Genomic DNA, 19,932 nt, shown 5'->3' on the forward strand with positions numbered 1-19,932 from the left:
TTGTAAGGTCATCCGACACTAGTGATCCACCTTAACTCTCCAAAGACCATACTCATACACTTATAAACTATTGCTTTCCAAATATTTAGTATTTTAAACTCAACGCATCTTTCAAAATATTCCTTGTTGCACCATTGATTTTTAAACAAATAATTGTACATTGTACACTAACAAGTAATCAATTATATGATGAACAATTCTCGCCGTCAATTTTTAAAGCAAGCTGGAATAGGTATTTCGGCAGCTTATCTGGTGCCCAACTTTATATCCTGTCAAAATAAAGCCGGGGCAATCAGCGACAATCCATTACAGAATATAGGCGTACAGCTTTATTCCATTCGTGATTTGATGGATAAAGACCCAAAAGGATCTTTAGAACAAATTGCCAAAATTGGGTACAAACACGTTGAGCTCTATGGGATCGACCCTACGGCTAAGCAGTTTTGGAAATTGCCCTACAAAGAGTTGAAGAAAATATTGGATGACAATGGTCTCAAAACACATTCAGGTCATTACGACATGGCCAAATACCTGAGTAAAGTACATACAGACAAAGAGGACATAGCTGTTTATTTTGATGCAGCAAAAGAACTTGGTCAAGAATATGTAATTGCTCCTGTAACCCCGATGTTCGATCTTAACGCATTGAAAAAAGACGATTATCTGTATGCTGCGGAGCAATTGAATAAAGCTGGTGAGCAGGCTAAAAAATTAGGTTTAAAAATAGCTTATCACAACCACTTCTGGGAATTCAGGGATCTTGGAAATAATACAACCGGAGAAGAGGTAATGCTTGCATTTACCGAGCCAGACCTGGTTGATTTTGAGTTAGACCTTTTCTGGGCAGAGAAAGCTGGTAAAAACCCGATAGCGCTCTTCGAAAAGTTTCCAAATCGTTTTAAACTGTGGCATGTCAAAGATATGGACAAAACAAAATCCAATCCTATTGAGTGGCCTAAAGATGGGAATTTGCCTATCGAGCAAATTTTCAAGGATATTAAGTATACTGAGGTGGGAACAGGCAGCATCAATTTCCCTGAAATTGTCAAAGAAAGAAACAAATCGGGACTTAAATATGCCTTTGTTGAACAGGATAATATTGATATGCCAAATAAGATGGAGAGCCTTAAAAAGAGCTATGACTATGTTCAAGCAAATCTTACTAAATAAAGAAGGGAGCAATGCTCCCTTCTTTATTTAGTAAGATTTCAACTTAGAATTCTGTATCCTCTACTTGCACAGCTGTCTCAATTACTTTTCTCGCTAACTCTTCTTTATAATCAATAATATTATTGCCAATTACTTCATTACTTGTACCTAGAATCTGAGCGGCCAATATACCCGCATTCTTAGCTGCATTCAAAGCCACTGTCGCTACAGGAATGCCATTGGGCATCTGAAGGATAGAAAGCACAGAGTCCCATCCGTCAATTGAATTCGAAGATTTGACAGGTACCCCTATGACCGGTAAATGTGTAATAGAAGCCACCATTCCTGGTAAGTGTGCAGCTCCGCCTGCACCAGCAATAATAACTTTCAAACCACGAATTGCAGCATTTTTAGCGTAATCAAACATCCGCTGAGGTGTACGGTGCGCTGACACAATCGTTACTTCAAACTCTACACCGAGGACTTTCAGAACATCGATAGCATCCTGCATGACCGGAAGATCCGATTTACTCCCCATGATGATGCCAACTTGGGCCTTATTATTGACTGACATAGTATTTTTTAAGCTTTAACTTTTAATATTTCTTGTACTTTTCTCGCATTGGAGATGGCTTTCTCCCGATCGTCATTGATAATACAGACATGCCCCATTTTACGGAAAGGCTTCGTATATTTCTTGCCGTAGAGATGGATATACACACCTTCCATAGCAAGTACCTCTTCAACACCTTCATATTTAGCCAACCCTTCATAGCCCGCTTCACCCAATAGATTAATCATAACTGTATTCGTCCTGCAGCGCGTATCCCCCAGTGGTAGATTAAATATAGCTCTTAAATGTTGTGCAAATTGCGACACATAATTACCCTCAATGGTCTGATGGCCACTATTGTGTGGACGCGGAGCCAACTCATTAACTAAAATATCGCCGTTTTTTGTTAGAAACATCTCTACGGCCAATATTCCAACAATTTGTAGATCGTCTGCGATCTTCTTTGCAATCATCTCTGCTCGCTGTTGTATTTCCACACCATACAAAGAAGGAGCGATCAAAAATTCAACCAAATTTGCTTGTGGATTGAATTCCATTTCCACCATTGGAAAGGTAGAAACTTCTCCTTTATCATTCCGGGCAACAATAACAGCAATTTCCTTTTCAAAATCTACCCATTCTTCAATTAAACTTGGCTCCTCAAAAGCATCTTGAATATCCTGCTGTGTGACAATCTTCTTTACCCCCTTGCCATCATATCCGTCCCGACGTAATTTTTGGATATAAGGCAGGTTCAGTGGAGCATTCATCATATTATCCTTATTGGATATCAATTGAAATGTAGATGTCGGTATATCATTTTGTTTAAAAAATTGTTTTTGTAAACCTTTATCCTGAATTAGACGAATGATACGTGATTGCGGATAAACGATCACTCCTTCACCTTCCAGCTTTTCCAACGCATCAACGTTTACCTTCTCAATCTCGATCGTAATCATGTCCAAATCCTTACCGAAATTATAGACCGTTTCAAAATCGCCCAATGATCCACATTCAAATCTATTGCACAACTTGCGACAAGGAGCATTCTTATCGGGATCCAATACATGAACGTTTACATTGTAATTAATGGCTTCCTGGATTAACATTCTTCCCAGTTGTCCACCGCCAAGAATACCTAATTGCAGTTCGCCATAAAAATCTTTTGCCATAATTGATTTAAATCTTATAAATTTTATCTTTTTAAGCTTTCTCTTTGAACAACTGTTCTCCAAGTAAGCTTTCTTTGTCTATTTTCTTTTGCAATTCAATAAAAGCTCCGATCAGCGCCTCGGGCCGAGGTGGGCACCCTTGAACATACACATCTACAGGAATGATTTTATCCACTCCTTTGACGACATGATACCCATGTTGCCAATACGGGCCTCCACAATTTGAACATGATCCCATCGAAATAACATATTTGGGGTCAGGCATTTGCTCATACAATTTCTTAATGCGATCAGCCATCTTGAAGGTGACTGTTCCGGCGATAATGATCACGTCGGATTGCCGAGGAGAAGGTCTTGGAAAGACACCCATCCGATCCAAATCGTAGGTAGATGCCATTGCTCCCATCATTTCTATGGCACAACAGGCAATACCGAAACTCATCGGCCACATGGACGACAGCCTTGCCCAGTTGAGTAAATCATCTAATTTGGCAACAATAACACCATCATTTTGCAATTGACTATCTAGACTCATGCTTATTCAGGTTTTTTAAATCGCGGTTTAAAAGCTGGTTTAGGAACAGAGACGACTTCGTTTGCCGTTACTACTTCTCCAACTACTGTTTCATCTGCTACCACTACATAATCACGCAGCTGATATGTTTTACTATTTAAGCTCGCATAGGCGCTATCTGGAATATATACAGGGACTTTCGGTAACGATACTTGCGGTTTAACCCATTCCAAATCCCCCTTCTTCCATACAAACACCAATCCTAGGATTAAAACACCAATAAACATGGCCATTTCGATCATAGTAAACCACCCCCATCTTTCATCTGCTGCAATATATTCCGATTGTCCAAATACAGTAGCCCATGGAAAAATAAAGATAAGCTCCACATCAAAAAGTAAAAAAACGAGGGCAATAACATAAAAGCGCGGATTAAACTGAACCCAAGAGGAACCAATTGGTTCCTCGCCACATTCATAAGTACCGGATTTTATCGGATTATTCTTTTTGGGAGAGATTAGACGTGCCAGGAAAATGGTCGCACAGACTAACAGCGCCCCTATCAGAAGAATGATAAGGATTTTGCCGTATTCCGATAATTGCGCGGGGTCATCCATAATGATTACAAATTTAACAAATATTTCGTTCACTCGGGTGAGGAACTTAAAATTACAAATTATTTCTTTAAAAACCGTTTGTATCCTACAAAATCAACAGAAGTATCCCACAACATCCGCCTAATGCGACTCACAATGTAATCACACAATCGGATGAATGAACAGCGTAATCATCCAAAAATTAAGGCATAAAAAAATAGGGCACCGTATTGATACGATGCCCCCTTATGATGTAACTATTCTCTAAAAAATTACATTTTTCCCGGCATTTTGGGCATATTACGCATCAATTTAGCGGCCATCGCTGGATTAGACATCTGCTTCATGACTTTACGCATATCACCAAATTGTTTCAATAATTTATTCACTTCATTAATATCAGTACCTGATCCTTTTGCAATACGTAAACGACGTTTTTGATCAATGACATCTGGATTTTCACGTTCGAAGGGAGTCATAGAATCGATAATTGCTTCAATGGGTTTGAATGCATTATCATCGACTTCAATATCCTTCATTGCTTTACCAACACCAGGGATCATTCCCATAAGGTCTTTCATATTACCCATTTTCTTAATCTGTTGAATTTGGGATTTAAAATCGTTGAAATCGAATTTATTCTTACGGATTTTCTTTTGAAGTTCTGCAGCCTGTTTCTCGTCAAATTGCTGTTGCGCCCGCTCTACTAAGGACACGACATCACCCATTCCCAAAATACGGGAAGCCATACGATCCGGGTGGAATACATCAAGCGCATCCATCTTTTCACCCGTACCAATAAACTTAATAGGCTTATTTACGACAGATTTGATAGATAATGCGGCACCACCACGTGTATCTCCATCTAACTTAGTCAGGACTACTCCTGTAAAGTCTAAACGGTCATTAAATGTTTTTGCTGTATTAACTGCGTCCTGACCAGTCATTGAATCCACAACAAATAAGATCTCATCAGGCTTTGTAGCTTCCTTAACTGCAGTAATTTCTACCATTAAAGGCTCATCTATTGCCAAACGACCAGCTGTATCAATAATTACAACATTGTTTCCATTACGTTTAGCTTCCTCCACACCGGCCTTTGCAATAGCAATAGGATCGTTAGATTCACGATTCACATAAACTGGTACCCCCACTTGCTCTGCAAGTACTTCCAATTGATCGATCGCAGCGGGACGGTAAACATCACCGGCAACCAACAGTGGTTTTTTATTTTTTTTATCTTTAAGATACAACGCCAACTTACCTGAAAACGTTGTTTTACCAGCACCATTCAATCCCGCAATTAAAATAACTGTTGGATTTTTCCCAGTTTCAAGCTCCGTAACAGACCCGCCCATCAAAGCAGTCAACTCATCGTTCATGATCTTTGTCAACAATTGGCCCGGCGATATACTTGTCAGTACATTTTCGCCTAAAGCTTTTTGTTTAACATCGTCGGTAAAAGTTTTGGCAGTTTTATAATTCACATCGGCGTCCAACAACGCTTTACGAATTTCTTTCATCGTTTCTGCAACGTTGATCTCGGTAATACTACCTTGTCCTTTTAATACTTTAAAGGCCCTATCTAACTTATCTTGAAGATTTGAAAACATAAAATCTGAATCTTATTCTATATAAACAGCAAAGTTAAAAAAATTGTCTATAGTAACCTCATTAACACGCCATAAAAAATGCGACTATAAAAAATAATCGCATTTATGTAAAAAAAGTACACTACCTCTATTTAATCACTTCTACGGCCACCAAATAAAATTGAGGCATAATACAAAAGTGTCACCAGCGCACTTAATGCCGCTACCACATATGTCATCGCTGCCCATTTCAAAGCATCTTTTGCCCCCTCATGCTCTTCTCCGTTATAAGTCACGCCGGCATGGTTTAACCATTCCAATGCACGGTTTGAAGCATCAAACTCTACAGGTAAGGTGATAAAAGAAAATATAGTCGTAATAGCCAATGCACCTACACCGACCGCTAAAAGCCATGGATTACCACCTTTAGAAAAAGCAAACAACATAACACCAAGCATCAACACCCAAGATGTCAGCTTGGAAGCAGCATTTACCATGGGCACCATTGCCGAACGAAATCCCAGCCATTTATAAGCTTTAGCATGCTGTACAGCGTGACCACATTCGTGCGCCGCTACTGCTGCAGCTGCAACACTACGACCACTGTAAACTTCGGGACTTAAATTCACGGTTTTATCTGACGGATTATAGTGATCTCCCAAACGGTCTGGGATAGATAATACCTTTACATCATATATACCGTTATCGTTTAACATTTTTTGCGCAATCTCAGCTCCGGACATCCCATTATTCAATGGCATCTCAGCGTATTTCTTAAATTTGTTTTTGAATCTTGTTTGGACAATCAGGCTCACCACCATTATCCCAATGAATAAAATCAAGTACATAGCTATTTAATCGTTTTTATAGTTATTATATGACTATCAAACCTTATTCCAGTTCTTGAAAAAAGGCATTTACATAAACTTCTAAGATAAAAAAACTCTTTGACCTGACAAAAAGAACATATTCTTCTGATCTCCACATGACATATTTACCTCATGACCTTAAATAAGTTACCATCATATTAGGTTTCAACTAACCTCCTCGCGTTCTAACAATACACAAGAAGCCGTTCTTAAAGTATGCCTTTCGGAAATAGACTAAATCAATTGGCGGGTAAAATATACAATGAATGCTTTTTAAAAAACTACTTTTGCGGGCTGGAACTATAGCCGTATAATTGAGCAGAGGATAGAAAAGGGGGATAATAAATAAGGGCGGTTAACGCCCTTATTTATTACAAATACCCCATTTGTAATGTAAGATCGGTACCTTCGATCATCTTACGTAAATTACTCAGTGCGTAACGCATTCTTCCTAAAGCTGTATTGATACTTACTTCGGTGATTTCTGCGATATCTTTAAAGCTCATATCACAAAAGTGCCGCATAATGAGCACTTCTTTTTGATCATCGGGAAGCTTTTGAATCATTTTTTTGAGGTCCACATCGACCTGTTTTTTTAGCATCTTTGACTCAGCACTCTCTTCGCTAAATTCGAGAACCTCAAAAATATCAAACCCATCGGCATTTACAATATTCGGAGCACGCTTTGCCTTTCTAAAAAAGTCAACAATCATATTATGTGCTATACGGATAGCCCAAGGTAAAAACTTCCCTTCCTCATTATATTTACCTGATTTTAGTGTGTTGATGATTTTAATGAAAGTTTCTTGAAAGATATCTTCAGCAAGATATTCATCTTTCACTTTCATATATATAGAGGTATAAATTTTCGATTTATATCGATTCAACAATGTCTCTAGGCCAGACTCTTGGCCACCGACATACATTTGGATCAACTCTTGATCGCTTTTACTTTTTAAAAGTCTCATACGTCACTTACTTTTTTAGCAGTTCGCAAATAAATTATCAGTTCTGTGTTAAAATGTAAATGTTTGTCGTATAACCTATCCTTTCTTATTGTAAAACAATTAATTAATCACGAATCAAATTACAGCAAAATAAATGAGTAATCAAATTATTACATTTTATTTTAAGACTTTTTAACATTTAAAAATAAGTTTCCTCTCCACATTTCCGAAACGACGCTCTTACGGCAATTCCTTCACCACAGAGCAAACTAAAAATAGCAGTAGTACATGAGAGGAACAACAAGGTATCAAGGCATTATATAATCGGTACTTTGTAGGGAGCTAATAGGGACCTCATTCGGATGATCCCTATAAGAACTGTTTAAAGTACGATTCAGATAAGTATAAAATTCCTATGATAGGTTAAGTTGACAGGTACTTATATCGTAAACATGACATTGAGAATAGCTTTAGAAAAAGGAATAAAAAAGCGGAACCACCTTATCGGTAATTCCGCTTTTTTTATTCCTAGGGGAATGTCTTATTTATACAATGGGAACTCAGCCATCATTGCTCTTACTTTACCATGGATCAAATCCAGTTGGGCATCGTTAGATGCATTTTTCAATGCCTCATCGATCAATTCGCCGATTTGTATTATTTCATTTTCTTTAATACCACGTGTTGTAATGGCAGCTGTACCAAAACGTACGCCTGAAGTCACAAAAGGAGAACGTGTATCGAAAGGAACCATGTTTTTGTTTGTCGTGATACCTGCTTTGCCCAATACAGCCTCTGCTTCTTTACCAGAAATATCTTTGTTGCGAAGATCCACCAACATCAAGTGATTGTCTGTACCGCCAGAGATGATCTTGTAATCTCTTTCTACAAAGAATTGTGCCAATGCCGCTGCATTTTTCTTCACCTGAACGATATATTCCATATAATCATCAGATAAAGCCTCACCGTATGCGATTGCTTTCGCAGCAATGGTATGCTCCAAAGGACCACCTTGTGTACCTGGGAATACAGCCAGATCCAATAGTTGCGTAATTGTACGGATTTCACCTTTAGGTGTTTTGATACCCCAAGGATTCTCAAAATCTTTACCGACCATAATCATACCGCCACGTGGACCACGAAGCGTTTTGTGTGTCGTTGTCGTAACGATATGACAGTGTGGAAGTGGATCGTTCAATAAACCACGCGCGATTAAACCAGCAGGGTGAGAAATATCAGCCATCACGATAGCTCCAATTTCGTCTGCAACTTTACGGATACGTGCATAGTCCCAATCACGAGAATACGCAGAAGCACCACAAATGATCATTTTAGGTTTTTCGCGAAGTGCTGTTTCTTCCAATTGCTCATAGTCGATTAGACCAGTATCTTCTTTTACACCATAAAATAATGGTTGATAGATCTTACCAGATAGGTTAGCTGGTGAACCATGTGTCAAGTGACCACCATGAGATAAATCAAGGCCTAAGATTTTGTCGCCGGGTTTGATGGTTGCCAAAAAAACAGCGGCATTTGCCTGTGCACCAGAGTGAGGCTGAACATTTACCCATTCTGCACCAAACAATTGCTTTGCGCGATCAATTGCGATGGTTTCAATCTCATCCACAACTTCACAACCTCCATAGTAACGTTTTCCTGGGAGGCCTTCTGCATATTTATTTGTCAACACTGAACCAGCAGCTTCCATCACTTGTTTTGAAACAAAGTTTTCTGAAGCAATTAATTCAATACCTTCTTCTTGGCGTTTAAGCTCATCAGCTATTAAATTAAAAATGGCTTGATCTCTTTCCATTATTTTTAAATGTTGTAAAGTAAATTTTGTAGTTTATTTTAATGCCTCAAAGATAGCATATTCCATAAAGAATATCGACAAAAAGCCATATTTTATTAAATGTTCTTAGCAAAATCAACTTATTTATGCAAATTACCTAATTAGTCAAGGAACATTATACCGTACGATGGGCTAAATATGCACACGAAAAACTGAATGTTTCGAAAATGTCAAAAAATCCATATCAAGCGATTTGCCACTAAAAAAGTGTATTTTTGTATTGGATTGGCTAAAAAAATTATTATAATGAGTACAGAACATACAGCAGTTGCTCCTGTTTCGTTGACAGAAGGGGCAATCAAGGAACTGAATAAATTAAAGGATCAACAAGAAATCTCTGATGATTTTGGTTTACGCGTAGGTGTCGAAGGTGGCGGTTGTTCGGGAATGAGTTATATCTTGGGCTTTGATCAAAAAAAGGATGGTGATAACGAATACGAAATCCAAGGAATTCGCATCTTTATGAACAAAGCACATGGCTTATATCTTGCAGGTATGGAAATTGACTTTAAATCAGGGCTCGATGCACGGGGCTTCACATTCAATAATCCGAATGCAACTAGCACTTGCGGATGCGGAAGCAGCTTCTCTGCATAGCAGCATTTATTGACGAATGAAATAATAAAGGGACTGCCATGGGTAGTCCCTTTATTGTTGCAGCTGTCGACATCCTGTTTGCCATTTGACAGAAGTTAGATGCTATAAAGTTCCCTGCAACTTAATGATATTACCACTACAAAGCCCTCTTTCATTTTCCATCATAAATCACTAAATTAGCGACCTTTAGAAAAGAAGCATACAACAGTCTGATGTACAAAGAATATAAGCAGTTAAATTTACCCGAGATAGGTAAAGAGATTTTGACCCGTTGGAAACAGGAAAAAATATTCGAAAAAAGTATCAATAATCGTCCTGAGAGCAAGACCTATACATTTTTTGAAGGTCCACCTTCTGCAAATGGAATGCCAGGGATTCACCACGTGATGGCCCGTACGATTAAGGATATTTTCTGCCGTTACAAGACTTTGAAAGGCTACCAAGTGAAACGAAAAGGCGGCTGGGACACCCATGGCCTGCCCATTGAACTTGCGGTCGAAAAAGCTCTTGGTATCACTAAAGAGGATATCGGTAAAAAAATCACCGTAAAACAATATAATGATGCCTGCCGTAAGGAAGTAATGAAATATACCGATGTATGGAATGACCTAACCACCAAAATGGGCTATTGGGTTGACCTTGAACATCCTTATATTACTTACAAAAATGAGTATATCGAAACCTTATGGTATTTACTGAAAGAGCTTTACAAAAAAGGTCTTTTGTATAAAGGTTACACGATACAGCCATATTCCCCTGCCGCAGGTACTGGATTGAGTTCACATGAACTTAACCAACCAGGCACCTATAAAGATGTGAAGGATACGACCATCGTTGCCGAATTTAGACTGATCAAAAGTCAGCTTCATCCAGCGATAGAAAAGTTAGTTGATGATGAAGCCGAAGATGTCGCTTTTATCGCCTGGACGACCACACCATGGACTTTACCATCCAACACGGCTTTGGTTGTAGGCAAGAAAATAAACTATGTTAAGGTTAAAACTTTCAATAAATATACCGGCGCTCCTGTATCTGTTATATTGGCGAAAGATTTAATCGGTAAGCATTTTAAAGCAGAAGGAGAAAATGCATCCTTCCAGGACTATAAATTGGGCGACAAAGTAATTCCTTGGGAACTTGCCGCTGAATTTGTAGGTGAAGAGCTTGTAGGCCTGCGCTATGAACAATTGTTACCTTATATCACCAACGAGGACTTACAAGAAAATGCCTTCCGCGTTATCCCAGGTGATTTTGTTACCACCGAAGATGGTACTGGTATTGTCCACGCCGCTCCTACATATGGTGCGGACGACTTTCGTGTAGCGAAAGAACATGGTGTACCGGGCATCTTGGTAAAAGATGAAAATGGAAAAGAAGTTCCTACCGTTGACCGTACGGGCCGTTTTGTAAGTGAAATCACAGATTTTGCCGGAAGATTTGTTAAAGAGGAATATTATAGTCTAGAGGAACGTTCAAAAGAAGACTTCAAACCTACAGACGTATTGATCTCTATCAAATTAAAAGAGGACAACAAAGCTTTCGATGTCAAAAAATATGAGCATACCTATCCACATTGTTGGCGTACAGACAAACCTGTCCTATACTATCCATTAGATAGCTGGTTTATCCGCACGACAGCAGTGAAGGAAGATTTGGTTGCATTAAATAAAACCATCAACTGGAAACCTGAAGCAACCGGTACCGGCCGCTTCGGAAACTGGTTAGAAAACTTGGTAGACTGGAACCTCTCACGTTCGCGTTACTGGGGAACTCCACTTCCTATCTGGCGTTCAGAAGACGAAAATGAAGAAGTTTGTATAGGCTCCTTACCTGAATTAAAATCCTTATTGGAAGTTTCTTTGACCTCAGCTATTTTGTCTGATGAAGAAAAAGCAAAAAACAAAGCTTACTTGGATAAGTTTGGCACAGAACAATTGGATTTACATCGTCCATATGTGGATGACATCGTTCTTGTTTCCGACGCTGGCCAAAAGTTGTTCCGTGAACCTGACTTAATCGACGTCTGGTTTGATTCGGGAGCAATGCCTTATGCACAATGGGGATTGGATCACGAAAAATTAGCTAAAGGGGAAGAGTTTCCTTTTAAAGCTGGATTTGATCATGCATATCCGGCAGACTTTATCGCTGAAGGGGTTGATCAAACACGGGGCTGGTTCTTTACCTTGCATGCGATTTCAACGATGATGTACAAATCGGTTTCCTTCAAAAATGTGGTTTCCAATGGCTTGGTGTTAGATAAAAATGGAAATAAAATGTCCAAACGTATAGGCAATGGTGTTGATCCATTCTCGACAATCGATCAATACAGTGCAGACGCGACTCGCTGGTATATGATCAGTAATGCCGCGCCTTGGGACAATCTTAAATTCAATATGGAAGGCTTAGATGAAGTCCGTCGTAAATTCTTTGGTACTTTATACAATACCTACGCCTTTTTTGCATTGTATGCCAATATCGATAAGTTCTCGTATTCAGAACCAGATATTGCTTTGGAAAAACGTCCTGAAATTGACCGTTGGATTATCTCCTTATTAAATTCCTTGACAAAACAAGTAGACGAATACTTGGCTGATTACGAGCCTACAAAAGCCGCACGAGCTATCCAAAACTTTGTTGATGAACATCTCAGCAACTGGTATGTTCGACTTTGCCGTCGTCGCTTCTGGAAGGGCGATTACTCAGAAGATAAAATTTCTGCTTATCAAACACTTTATACCTGTCTTAATACGATAGCGAAATTGATGTCGCCAATATCGCCATTTTTCTCGGATCGGTTATTCTTGGATTTGAATGCAGCCACGAACAAGGAGCAGGTTGAGTCTGTGCACTTAGCCAATTTCCCAGTATACAACGAGATTTTGGTCGATAAAGAATTGGAAGAACGTATGTCTTTAGCACAAGACATCTCCTCTTTGACACTTTCGCTGCGTAAGAAGACCTCCATCAATGTACGTCAACCATTAAACAAAATTTTGGTTCCAGTACTTGATAGTGCTTTCCAAGAAAAGGTAGAGAAAGTAAAAGATCTGATACTTTCTGAGACCAATATCAAAGATATCGAGTTCATTACAGATACCACTGGTATTATTAAGAAAAAAATAAAACCAAATTTCAAAGCTCTTGGCGCGAAAGTTGGTAAGGATATGAAGTTAGTTTCTTCGTCTATCCAATCGTTGACTATAGATCAAATCAGCACGTTGGAATCAATAGGCGAATTGGCCCTAGCAGGCACGCCATATACGATTTTACTGAGCGATGTAGAAATTATAGCAGAAGACGTTGAAGGATGGCAAGTAGCGAATCTAGGTAAATTGACCGTAGCATTAGATGTACATATCACCGAAGAATTGAAAAAAGAAGGTTTGTCAAGAGAATTGATCAACCGCCTACAAAATCTAAGGAAGGATAAAGGATTAGAAGTAACGGATAGAATTAACGTAAAGTTAACAGCTGCTTCAGAAGTGGTCAATGCTGCCAACGAAAATTTATCGTATATTTGCACCGAAATTCTAGCCGATTCATTGGTATTTGAAGATTCACTAACTGAAGGAGAGACCATCGAGATCGATGGCAAAGAACTTAAGGCATTAATCCAAAAAAATTAAATTATGGCAAACAACAACGAGAAAACACGCTATAGCGATTCAGAATTACAAGAATTCAAAGATATTATCTTGGACAAGCTTAGAATAGCAAAAGAAGAGCTTTCCTCGTTGACCGCAACGCTTAATAACAGTAATGCTAATGGTACCGACGATACTGCTGGAACGTACAAGACATTGGAAGACGGTTCAGCTACTTTAGAAAAAGAGCAAACTAATCAGCTGGCTGCTCGTCAAAAGAAATTTATCGACAACCTTGAAGCAGCGTTGGTGCGCATCGAGAACAAAACGTATGGTATTTGTAGAGAAACCGGAAAACTGATTCAAAAAGAACGTTTGAAAGCTGTTCCACATACGACTCTGAGCATCGAAGCGAAAAACAAACAATATTAATTTTAGGCATTAAATATATGGTCTTTGCTTGGGCAAGGACCATTTTTATAACACAATGAAGGGTTATACAAGACCGATCGCACTTATTGTCGCGATTCTTTTAATAGATCAATTGTCGAAGATCTGGGTTAAGCTAACCATGACAATTGGGCAAAGCCACCATATCTTGGGCAAATTTTTCCAGATTCATTTTATTGAAAATAATGGAATGGCTTACGGCATGGAATTTGGCGGCGATTATGGCAAATTGTTTTTGACGGTATTTCGCATTCTTGCCGTAGCAGGGATTGGATACGGCCTACATTACATGATCAAGAATAAATATAATCGAGGCTTTATCTTAAATGTGGCCTTAATTCTTGCTGGTGCGCTTGGAAATATCATAGATTCTGCTTTTTATGGTGTGATCTTTAGTGAAAGCACCTGGTATGATAAAGCGAGTCTATTTCCGGCAGGAGGTGGATACTCATCCTTTCTTCATGGAAAAGTAGTTGATATGCTTTACTTTCCTTTGATTCAGGGTAACTTCCCTTCCTGGGTGCCGTTTTGGGGAGGTGAAGAATTCTTGTTCTTCCGACCTGTATTCAACATTGCAGACTCTGCGATTTCTGTAGGGGTGATTTTGATTCTTTTATTTCAAAAACGGTATTTTAAAACAGAAAAAGAAGAGAAATCGAGCATCCATAGTGAAATCGTTGAAGATTAATGAAATATCCCTAAAGCCTTGTTAATCTCAAGGCTTTTATTTTTGTATATATAATACGCGAAACTACTTAAACATTGCTATTAACATGAAAAACATCAGCCTACTTCTGATACTCTGCTGCTTAATCGGAATCAAAACGGCGCAGGCACAACAGATTGAAGTTTCCAACTTAAAAAAACATATCTACTTCCTCGCCGACGACAAAATGAAAGGCAGGGGAACAGGCAGTAAGGAAGTATTTAAAGCCGCAGATTACATTGAAAAGGAATTTAAAAAATACAAACTTCAGCCCAAAGGTGAAAAAGGGTATCGCCAATCCTTCAAGGCGAAAGTATGGAAAGTAAAAGTTGATGACAGCATTCGTCAGGCAGATAATATCATTGGTTTTATTGATAATGGCGCAGCTTTAACTGTGGTTATAGGAGCACATTACGATCATCTTGGAACAGGCCGCCAAGGAAGTTCAAAAGATTCCTTAGGGGTAGGCAAAATACATAACGGAGCCGACGACAATGCTTCTGGCACTGCTGGCTTATTAGAGCTCGCACGTTATTTCAGCAGCAACAATAAAAAAGAAGCCTACAACTTACTGTTGATTGCTTTCGGCGCAGAAGAACTGGGCTTAGTTGGTTCTAAATATTTTACGGAACATCCTACCCTACCCTTGGAAAAAATCACAGCAATGCTCAATATGGATATGATTGGTCGCTATAATCCCAGCAATGGCCTCGCTGTAATCGGTTACGGAACAAGTAGTCAATGGCCAGCGATATTCAAAGATATTCAGGCACCTATAAAGTTTAATCTAAGCCGGGATGGGAATGGCGGCTCTGACCAGACTTCATTCTACAAAAAGAATATACCGGTATTGTTTTTCCATACGGGCGGACACCCAGACTACCATATGCCGACTGATGATGCCGATAAAATTGATTACAACGCTTTAAAATCCATATTAGATCTTGAAAAAACAGTAGTTGAAAATATTATGAAACAATCCAATAAAATGGATTTTGTATGGACCAATTAAACAATAAAAAGCGGACTGACGTTTAGCGAAATGTGACACTTTAACTTTTTGCATGCACAAATGCTACATCACGAATAAATAAGCCGCTTTGTAGATATACACGAATAAACTAAACAGCGCACTTGAGACAGCGTAAATGAGTCTCTATGAACAGGTGCTTGGATATCATTTAATTATTGTTGATGAAAAAAATTCTAGTGACAGGATCCAATGGATTCCTGGGTCAAAAAATCGTTGATTTACTTGCTAGCAATGACAAATATGATGTTGTTGCTCTTTCAAAAGGTCCAAACCGAAACCCGAATCAAGCGAATTACGCTTTCTTTCAAGTAGACTTATTGGACCGTACACAGTTAACAGATTTTTTGTCTGCGCAAACTTTTGATACAATCGTCCATACTGCAGCCATGACGAGTGTAGAAGCTTGTGAAGCAGATCAAGCGACTTGTCAATTGCTTAATGTCGATCTTGTTGGCTATCTCGGCGCCTATTGTGCTAAGCAACAAACACAATTGATCCACTTATCTACAGACTTTGTTTTTGATGGAAAAAAAAATGCACCTTACATTGAAACAGATCTTCCCAATCCGCAAAGTCAATATGGCAAGAGTAAATATGCTTCCGAACAAGTGCTTGCGCAGTCTGGCTGTAAATATGCTATCCTACGGACGATATTAGTCTACGGAATCAATGCTGACCCCAACCGTTCGAATCTCGTATTATGGGCTAAAGGTAAGTTGTCACAAAATGAGCCCATAAAAGTAGTCAATGACCAATGGAGAATGCCTACCTTTGTGGATGATTTGGCTTATGCTTGTCAACTCGCAATTGACCGAGAGGCGCAGGGAATATTTCACATTTCAGGTGCTGAGTTGATGTCAATCCATGAGGCTGTCTACCAAATTGCGGACTACTGGCAGCTAGATAAAGGATTGATTTCGGAGATCAGCGCTGCCAGCATTGGACAGGCAGAAAACAGGCCACGGCAGACAGGCTTTGATCTGACTAGATCTAACGCTGAATTGGGTTATGTGCCGACGTCATTTACGGATGCTTTGGCTAGCATAGATAATCAATTCAAAACGTTTGGACGATAATGACAAATAATGATATGATAGAGAAATTTGCGCGAGAGTCATACACAGAGATGAACGAATTGGTATTACCCAACGATACCAATACATTTGGAAATTTGATGGGTGGCCGTTTATTGTATTGGATGGATATCTGTTCGGCTATTGCTGCTCAAAAACACTGTAGCAATGTCGTCGTAACAGTATCTGTTGACAATGTATCTTTTAAGCGCTCCATTAAACTGGGTGAGGTCGTCACGATACAAGCTCAAGTAACACGTGCGTTTAATAGTTCTTTGGAAGTACGCATGGAAATTTTCGCGTCTAATTTACCGGAAGGCACCCGTGTAAAAACAAACGAAGCCTATTATACCTTTGTTGCTGTTGATTCGGATAATAATCCTAAAGCGGTACCGCTATTAATTCCAGAAACAGATTCAGAACGCAAAGCATATGAAGATGCATTACAGCGAAGAGAACTGCGTCTCATTCTTGCAGGGAAATTAAAGCCGGAAAATGCAAAAAAATTACAAGCATTGGTCAACCTTTTTAGCCAAAAGAACTGATGCCTAACTTTGTTTGTTCACATACTGTTTAAAAAAGCAAAAGGGAAAACGCAACGTTTTCCCTTTTTTAATTATATCGCATATGTTGGTCTTGTTCATTCGCGATAGCCTACGCGTTGCCAAGTGCCAAAATTCGATCAAACTCTTCAGGTTTAAGTGGCATAACAGACAAACGTCCCTGTCTCACCAAAGCGATATCCTGCAACTGCTCATCTGCCTTAATAGTTTCTAGTGTAACTGCGGTACTCAGTGTCTCTACAGGTTCCAGATCAACTACAACCCACCGCTCATCATCTGTTGTTGGATCTTGATAAAATTCCTTTACTACTTTGGCTACACCCACAACTTCCTTTCCTTCATTGCTATGGTAGAATAGAACCAAATCCCCTTCTTTCATCGCTTTGATATTATTCCTAGCTTGATAATTGCGGACACCATCCCAGAAGGTGCGTCCATCTTTATTAAATTGCTCCCAGCTATATTTAAATGGTTCAGATTTTACTAAGAAGTACTGCATGGTCAAATATTATTATTAAACTTTATAACCTATTGTTTCGGCATTAAAACTTCCATTTTATCGGCAAAATGCGCACAGTAGTCACGTAGGTCACCAATAACTTTTTCCGCCATCGGATCGCCTCCTGAAGAACGGATAAAAGAGTCTCCCAATGTTTGCAAAGTCTCATAGAAAAAGCGCTTCATCTCATCATAGGGCATATCTTTAGTCCAAAGGTCGATACGCATTGAATTCTTATAATGTGAATCCCATAAGGCTAGAAACATGGCTTTTGCAGGTAACTCCTCTGCACTATTGCCATCTGTAGACGACCACATGATATTTTCAGGCACGTTGTTTTCATCTAATTCTACCTGTAGTTTTATTTCAGCTTTTTTCATCTTAAATATTATTTGAACTATTTATATTGAGCTATGTTTCGTAATATGGTGATATTCTCCATTAATTCAAGACATAACCTGTCTATTATTTTTAATTTGATTTCTTACGCAAAGGTTACTTTGACAATTAAACTGGTCACACAAACAACTACCAAAAAAGCTAATTGTAATAACCACATCTTTTTATTTTGCTTTACAAAGACCCTAAATGCGATATCAACTAGGGTGAATATCAGCAACAGTAGGATAAATGCACCCCAAGTAAACAGCGCCTTTTCATCAGCGGAATTTTCCATGACAAACCAGGCAACAAGGCTTGCACTAGCGATATTTAGTGGAGTAAAGCGCACGACGTAATAAATTAGCGTTTTTTAAAATTACGATTAGTTCCTCCCGATTTTCCGCCTGCAGACTTACTTTTACTTTTTGCTTTTGGTTTAAATCCGGAAGCGCGCTGTGCATCTCGGACCTCTTTCTGTTTGATAACATATTTTTTCTCGTGAAAAGCACCCTGAAAATCTGGATTGTCTTTTCGCTTCTGATTGTCAATCTCGCGCGCAATGTCTTGTTTTTCATGAAAAGGTGTTTTCTCTATAAAGACATCTTCAGGGATTGGATATACAGGTATACTTTGCTTGATTAACTTTTCTATCTTACGAACGTAATACTTCTCAGCCTCATTACAAAACGTAATTGCATCACCTTCATTAAACGCGCGTCCAGTTCGTCCAATACGGTGCACATAGTCTTCAATAACAATAGGGACTTCAAAATTAATCACATGGCTCACATTCGAAACATCAAGTCCACGCGCAGCGACATCAGTCGCGACCAAAATACGAACATTTCCTTCCTTGAATGCATTGATCGAATTGATACGTGTATTCTGACCTTTATTGGCATGAATAACACGAACCTCATCTTTACCATATTTACGCTCCAAAAAGTGGAAGACGTTGTCCGCAACTTGCTTTGTTTTACAGAAAACAATCAATCGGCTAAAGGCTTCATCATCTTTCAGAAGATGCTGAAGTAAATTCAATTTTGTCTTTTGGTTGGGAACAACATACAATGCCTGACTAACCGTCTTTGCTGGTGTGGCTTGTTCTGACACCTCAATTACGGTCGGGAATGCTAAGAAATCACCTGCTATTTTCCGTACGAGTTCACTCATGGTAGCCGAAAACAATAAGTTTTGACGTTTGCGGGGTACGATTTCCAAAACGCGATGGATTTTACTAATAAAGCCCATATCCATCATTTTATCTGCTTCGTCTAAGACCAAAAACTTGAGCGATTTGACAACAATATGCCCCTCGAGATACAGGTCTAAAAATCTACCTGGTGTTGCCACGATTATATCTATTCCTTTTTCGAGTGTCTCTATCTGAGTTTTTGGTCCTAATCCGCCATAGAGAACCACTGAACGCAAATCGAGATAAGTAGAAAATAATTTGATATTTTCGTCTATCTGCATGGCTAGCTCTCTTGTCGGTGTTAAAATCAACGCCCGTGCATCATTTCCTTGAGCATACTTTAGCTTCATCAGCATAGGCAGCACAAACGCCGCCGTCTTTCCAGTTCCCGTTTGAGCGATTCCCATCACATCCTGTCCGGCCAATATGGGTGTAATTGCCTTTTCTTGGATTTCGGTCGGGTGTTGATACCCCGCCTCCGCTATCGCATTTAAGATCTGTTTATTGAATTTAAAATTTTCAAATGATTGCTGCATCTTGCAAAGATAAGGAAAAGAGTCCATTTGGCTTTCCTTGGCGATCAATACCACACACATTTACTTTTAAT

The 19,932-nt window shown here is 39.1% G+C and carries 20 protein-coding genes; 8 read left to right on the plus strand and 12 right to left on the minus strand.

Annotation, left to right across the window (positions count from 1 at the left end; genetic code table 11):
- The first annotated feature begins 186 nt into the window (after positions 1 to 186).
- Positions 187 to 1,170 (plus strand): sugar phosphate isomerase/epimerase, encoded by a 984-nt coding sequence (locus J2X77_RS21830; protein WP_310082513.1) that lies wholly within the window; start codon positions 187 to 189, stop codon positions 1,168 to 1,170.
- A 43-nt stretch (positions 1,171 to 1,213) separates the two neighbouring features.
- Here the strand turns inward: J2X77_RS21830 and purE are convergent, their stop codons facing one another.
- The 8 genes from purE to glyA form a co-directional block, all read right to left on the minus strand.
- A complete protein-coding gene (gene purE / locus J2X77_RS21835) occupies positions 1,214 to 1,723 on the minus strand; it encodes a 5-(carboxyamino)imidazole ribonucleotide mutase (RefSeq protein ID WP_209578563.1) in 510 nt (169 codons plus the stop codon).
- Between the two features lie 8 nt (positions 1,724 to 1,731).
- Positions 1,732 to 2,874 carry a 5-(carboxyamino)imidazole ribonucleotide synthase gene (locus tag J2X77_RS21840; protein ID WP_209578564.1) on the minus strand — a complete coding sequence of 381 codons (1,143 nt, stop codon included), beginning with the start codon at positions 2,872 to 2,874 and terminating at the stop codon, positions 1,732 to 1,734.
- Between the two features lie 31 nt (positions 2,875 to 2,905).
- On the minus strand, positions 2,906 to 3,409 hold the full coding sequence (locus tag J2X77_RS21845; RefSeq protein WP_209578565.1) for an NADH-quinone oxidoreductase subunit B family protein: 504 nt from the start codon (positions 3,407 to 3,409) through the stop codon (positions 2,906 to 2,908).
- A gap of 2 nt (positions 3,410 to 3,411) precedes the next feature.
- Entirely contained in the window at positions 3,412 to 4,005 is a 594-nt protein-coding gene (locus J2X77_RS21850) for an NADH-quinone oxidoreductase subunit A (RefSeq protein WP_209578566.1), read from the minus strand.
- Positions 4,006 to 4,256: 251 nt separating this feature from the next.
- A complete protein-coding gene (gene ffh / locus J2X77_RS21855; RefSeq protein ID WP_046674043.1) occupies positions 4,257 to 5,597 on the minus strand; it encodes a signal recognition particle protein in 1,341 nt (446 codons plus the stop codon).
- Between the two features lie 131 nt (positions 5,598 to 5,728).
- Entirely contained in the window at positions 5,729 to 6,424 is a 696-nt protein-coding gene (locus J2X77_RS21860) for a zinc metallopeptidase (RefSeq protein ID WP_209578567.1), read from the minus strand.
- A gap of 392 nt (positions 6,425 to 6,816) precedes the next feature.
- A complete protein-coding gene (locus tag J2X77_RS21865; protein WP_209578568.1) occupies positions 6,817 to 7,413 on the minus strand; it encodes an RNA polymerase sigma factor in 597 nt (198 codons plus the stop codon).
- 520 nt (positions 7,414 to 7,933) lie between these two features.
- Complete coding sequence (glyA, locus tag J2X77_RS21870; protein WP_209578569.1) at positions 7,934 to 9,205, minus strand: serine hydroxymethyltransferase; 1,272 nt, start codon at positions 9,203 to 9,205, stop codon at positions 7,934 to 7,936.
- A gap of 285 nt (positions 9,206 to 9,490) precedes the next feature.
- Here glyA and J2X77_RS21875 point away from each other — a divergent pair, with 285 nt between their 5' ends.
- The 7 genes from J2X77_RS21875 (at position 9,491) to J2X77_RS21905 (ending at position 17,232) form a co-directional block, all read left to right on the plus strand.
- A complete protein-coding gene (locus J2X77_RS21875; protein WP_046674047.1) occupies positions 9,491 to 9,841 on the plus strand; it encodes an iron-sulfur cluster assembly accessory protein in 351 nt (116 codons plus the stop codon).
- A gap of 212 nt (positions 9,842 to 10,053) precedes the next feature.
- Positions 10,054 to 13,467: an isoleucine--tRNA ligase gene (ileS, locus tag J2X77_RS21880; RefSeq protein WP_209578570.1), complete on the plus strand. Its 3,414-nt coding sequence runs from the start codon at positions 10,054 to 10,056 to the stop codon at positions 13,465 to 13,467.
- 3 nt (positions 13,468 to 13,470) lie between these two features.
- Positions 13,471 to 13,857 (plus strand): TraR/DksA C4-type zinc finger protein, encoded by a 387-nt coding sequence (locus tag J2X77_RS21885; protein WP_046674049.1) that lies wholly within the window; start codon positions 13,471 to 13,473, stop codon positions 13,855 to 13,857.
- A gap of 55 nt (positions 13,858 to 13,912) precedes the next feature.
- A complete protein-coding gene (locus J2X77_RS21890) occupies positions 13,913 to 14,563 on the plus strand; it encodes a lipoprotein signal peptidase (protein ID WP_209578571.1) in 651 nt (216 codons plus the stop codon).
- Between the two features lie 85 nt (positions 14,564 to 14,648).
- Positions 14,649 to 15,593 carry a M20/M25/M40 family metallo-hydrolase gene (locus J2X77_RS21895; protein WP_209578572.1) on the plus strand — a complete coding sequence of 315 codons (945 nt, stop codon included), beginning with the start codon at positions 14,649 to 14,651 and terminating at the stop codon, positions 15,591 to 15,593.
- A gap of 182 nt (positions 15,594 to 15,775) precedes the next feature.
- Entirely contained in the window at positions 15,776 to 16,690 is a 915-nt protein-coding gene (locus J2X77_RS21900) for an NAD(P)-dependent oxidoreductase (protein ID WP_209578573.1), read from the plus strand.
- Between the two features lie 14 nt (positions 16,691 to 16,704).
- The gene (locus tag J2X77_RS21905) at positions 16,705 to 17,232 is read left to right on the plus strand and encodes an acyl-CoA thioesterase (protein WP_209578574.1); all 528 of its coding nucleotides are present in this window, start codon (positions 16,705 to 16,707) and stop codon (positions 17,230 to 17,232) included.
- Between the two features lie 109 nt (positions 17,233 to 17,341).
- On the opposite strand, the gene J2X77_RS21910 is transcribed toward J2X77_RS21905, so the two are convergent.
- The 4 genes from J2X77_RS21910 to J2X77_RS21925 form a co-directional block, all read right to left on the minus strand.
- A complete protein-coding gene (locus J2X77_RS21910; RefSeq protein WP_209578575.1) occupies positions 17,342 to 17,749 on the minus strand; it encodes an EVE domain-containing protein in 408 nt (135 codons plus the stop codon).
- A 29-nt stretch (positions 17,750 to 17,778) separates the two neighbouring features.
- Complete coding sequence (gene gldC, locus J2X77_RS21915; protein ID WP_209578576.1) at positions 17,779 to 18,129, minus strand: gliding motility protein GldC; 351 nt, start codon at positions 18,127 to 18,129, stop codon at positions 17,779 to 17,781.
- Between the two features lie 104 nt (positions 18,130 to 18,233).
- On the minus strand, positions 18,234 to 18,425 hold the full coding sequence (locus J2X77_RS21920; RefSeq protein ID WP_209578577.1) for a hypothetical protein: 192 nt from the start codon (positions 18,423 to 18,425) through the stop codon (positions 18,234 to 18,236).
- Between the two features lie 65 nt (positions 18,426 to 18,490).
- The gene (locus J2X77_RS21925) at positions 18,491 to 19,861 is read right to left on the minus strand and encodes a DEAD/DEAH box helicase (protein WP_209578578.1); all 1,371 of its coding nucleotides are present in this window, start codon (positions 19,859 to 19,861) and stop codon (positions 18,491 to 18,493) included.
- Positions 19,862 to 19,932: the final 71 nt, after the last annotated feature.

Source organism: Sphingobacterium sp. 2149, from assembly GCF_031455655.1.
GTDB lineage: Bacteria > Bacteroidota > Bacteroidia > Sphingobacteriales > Sphingobacteriaceae > Sphingobacterium.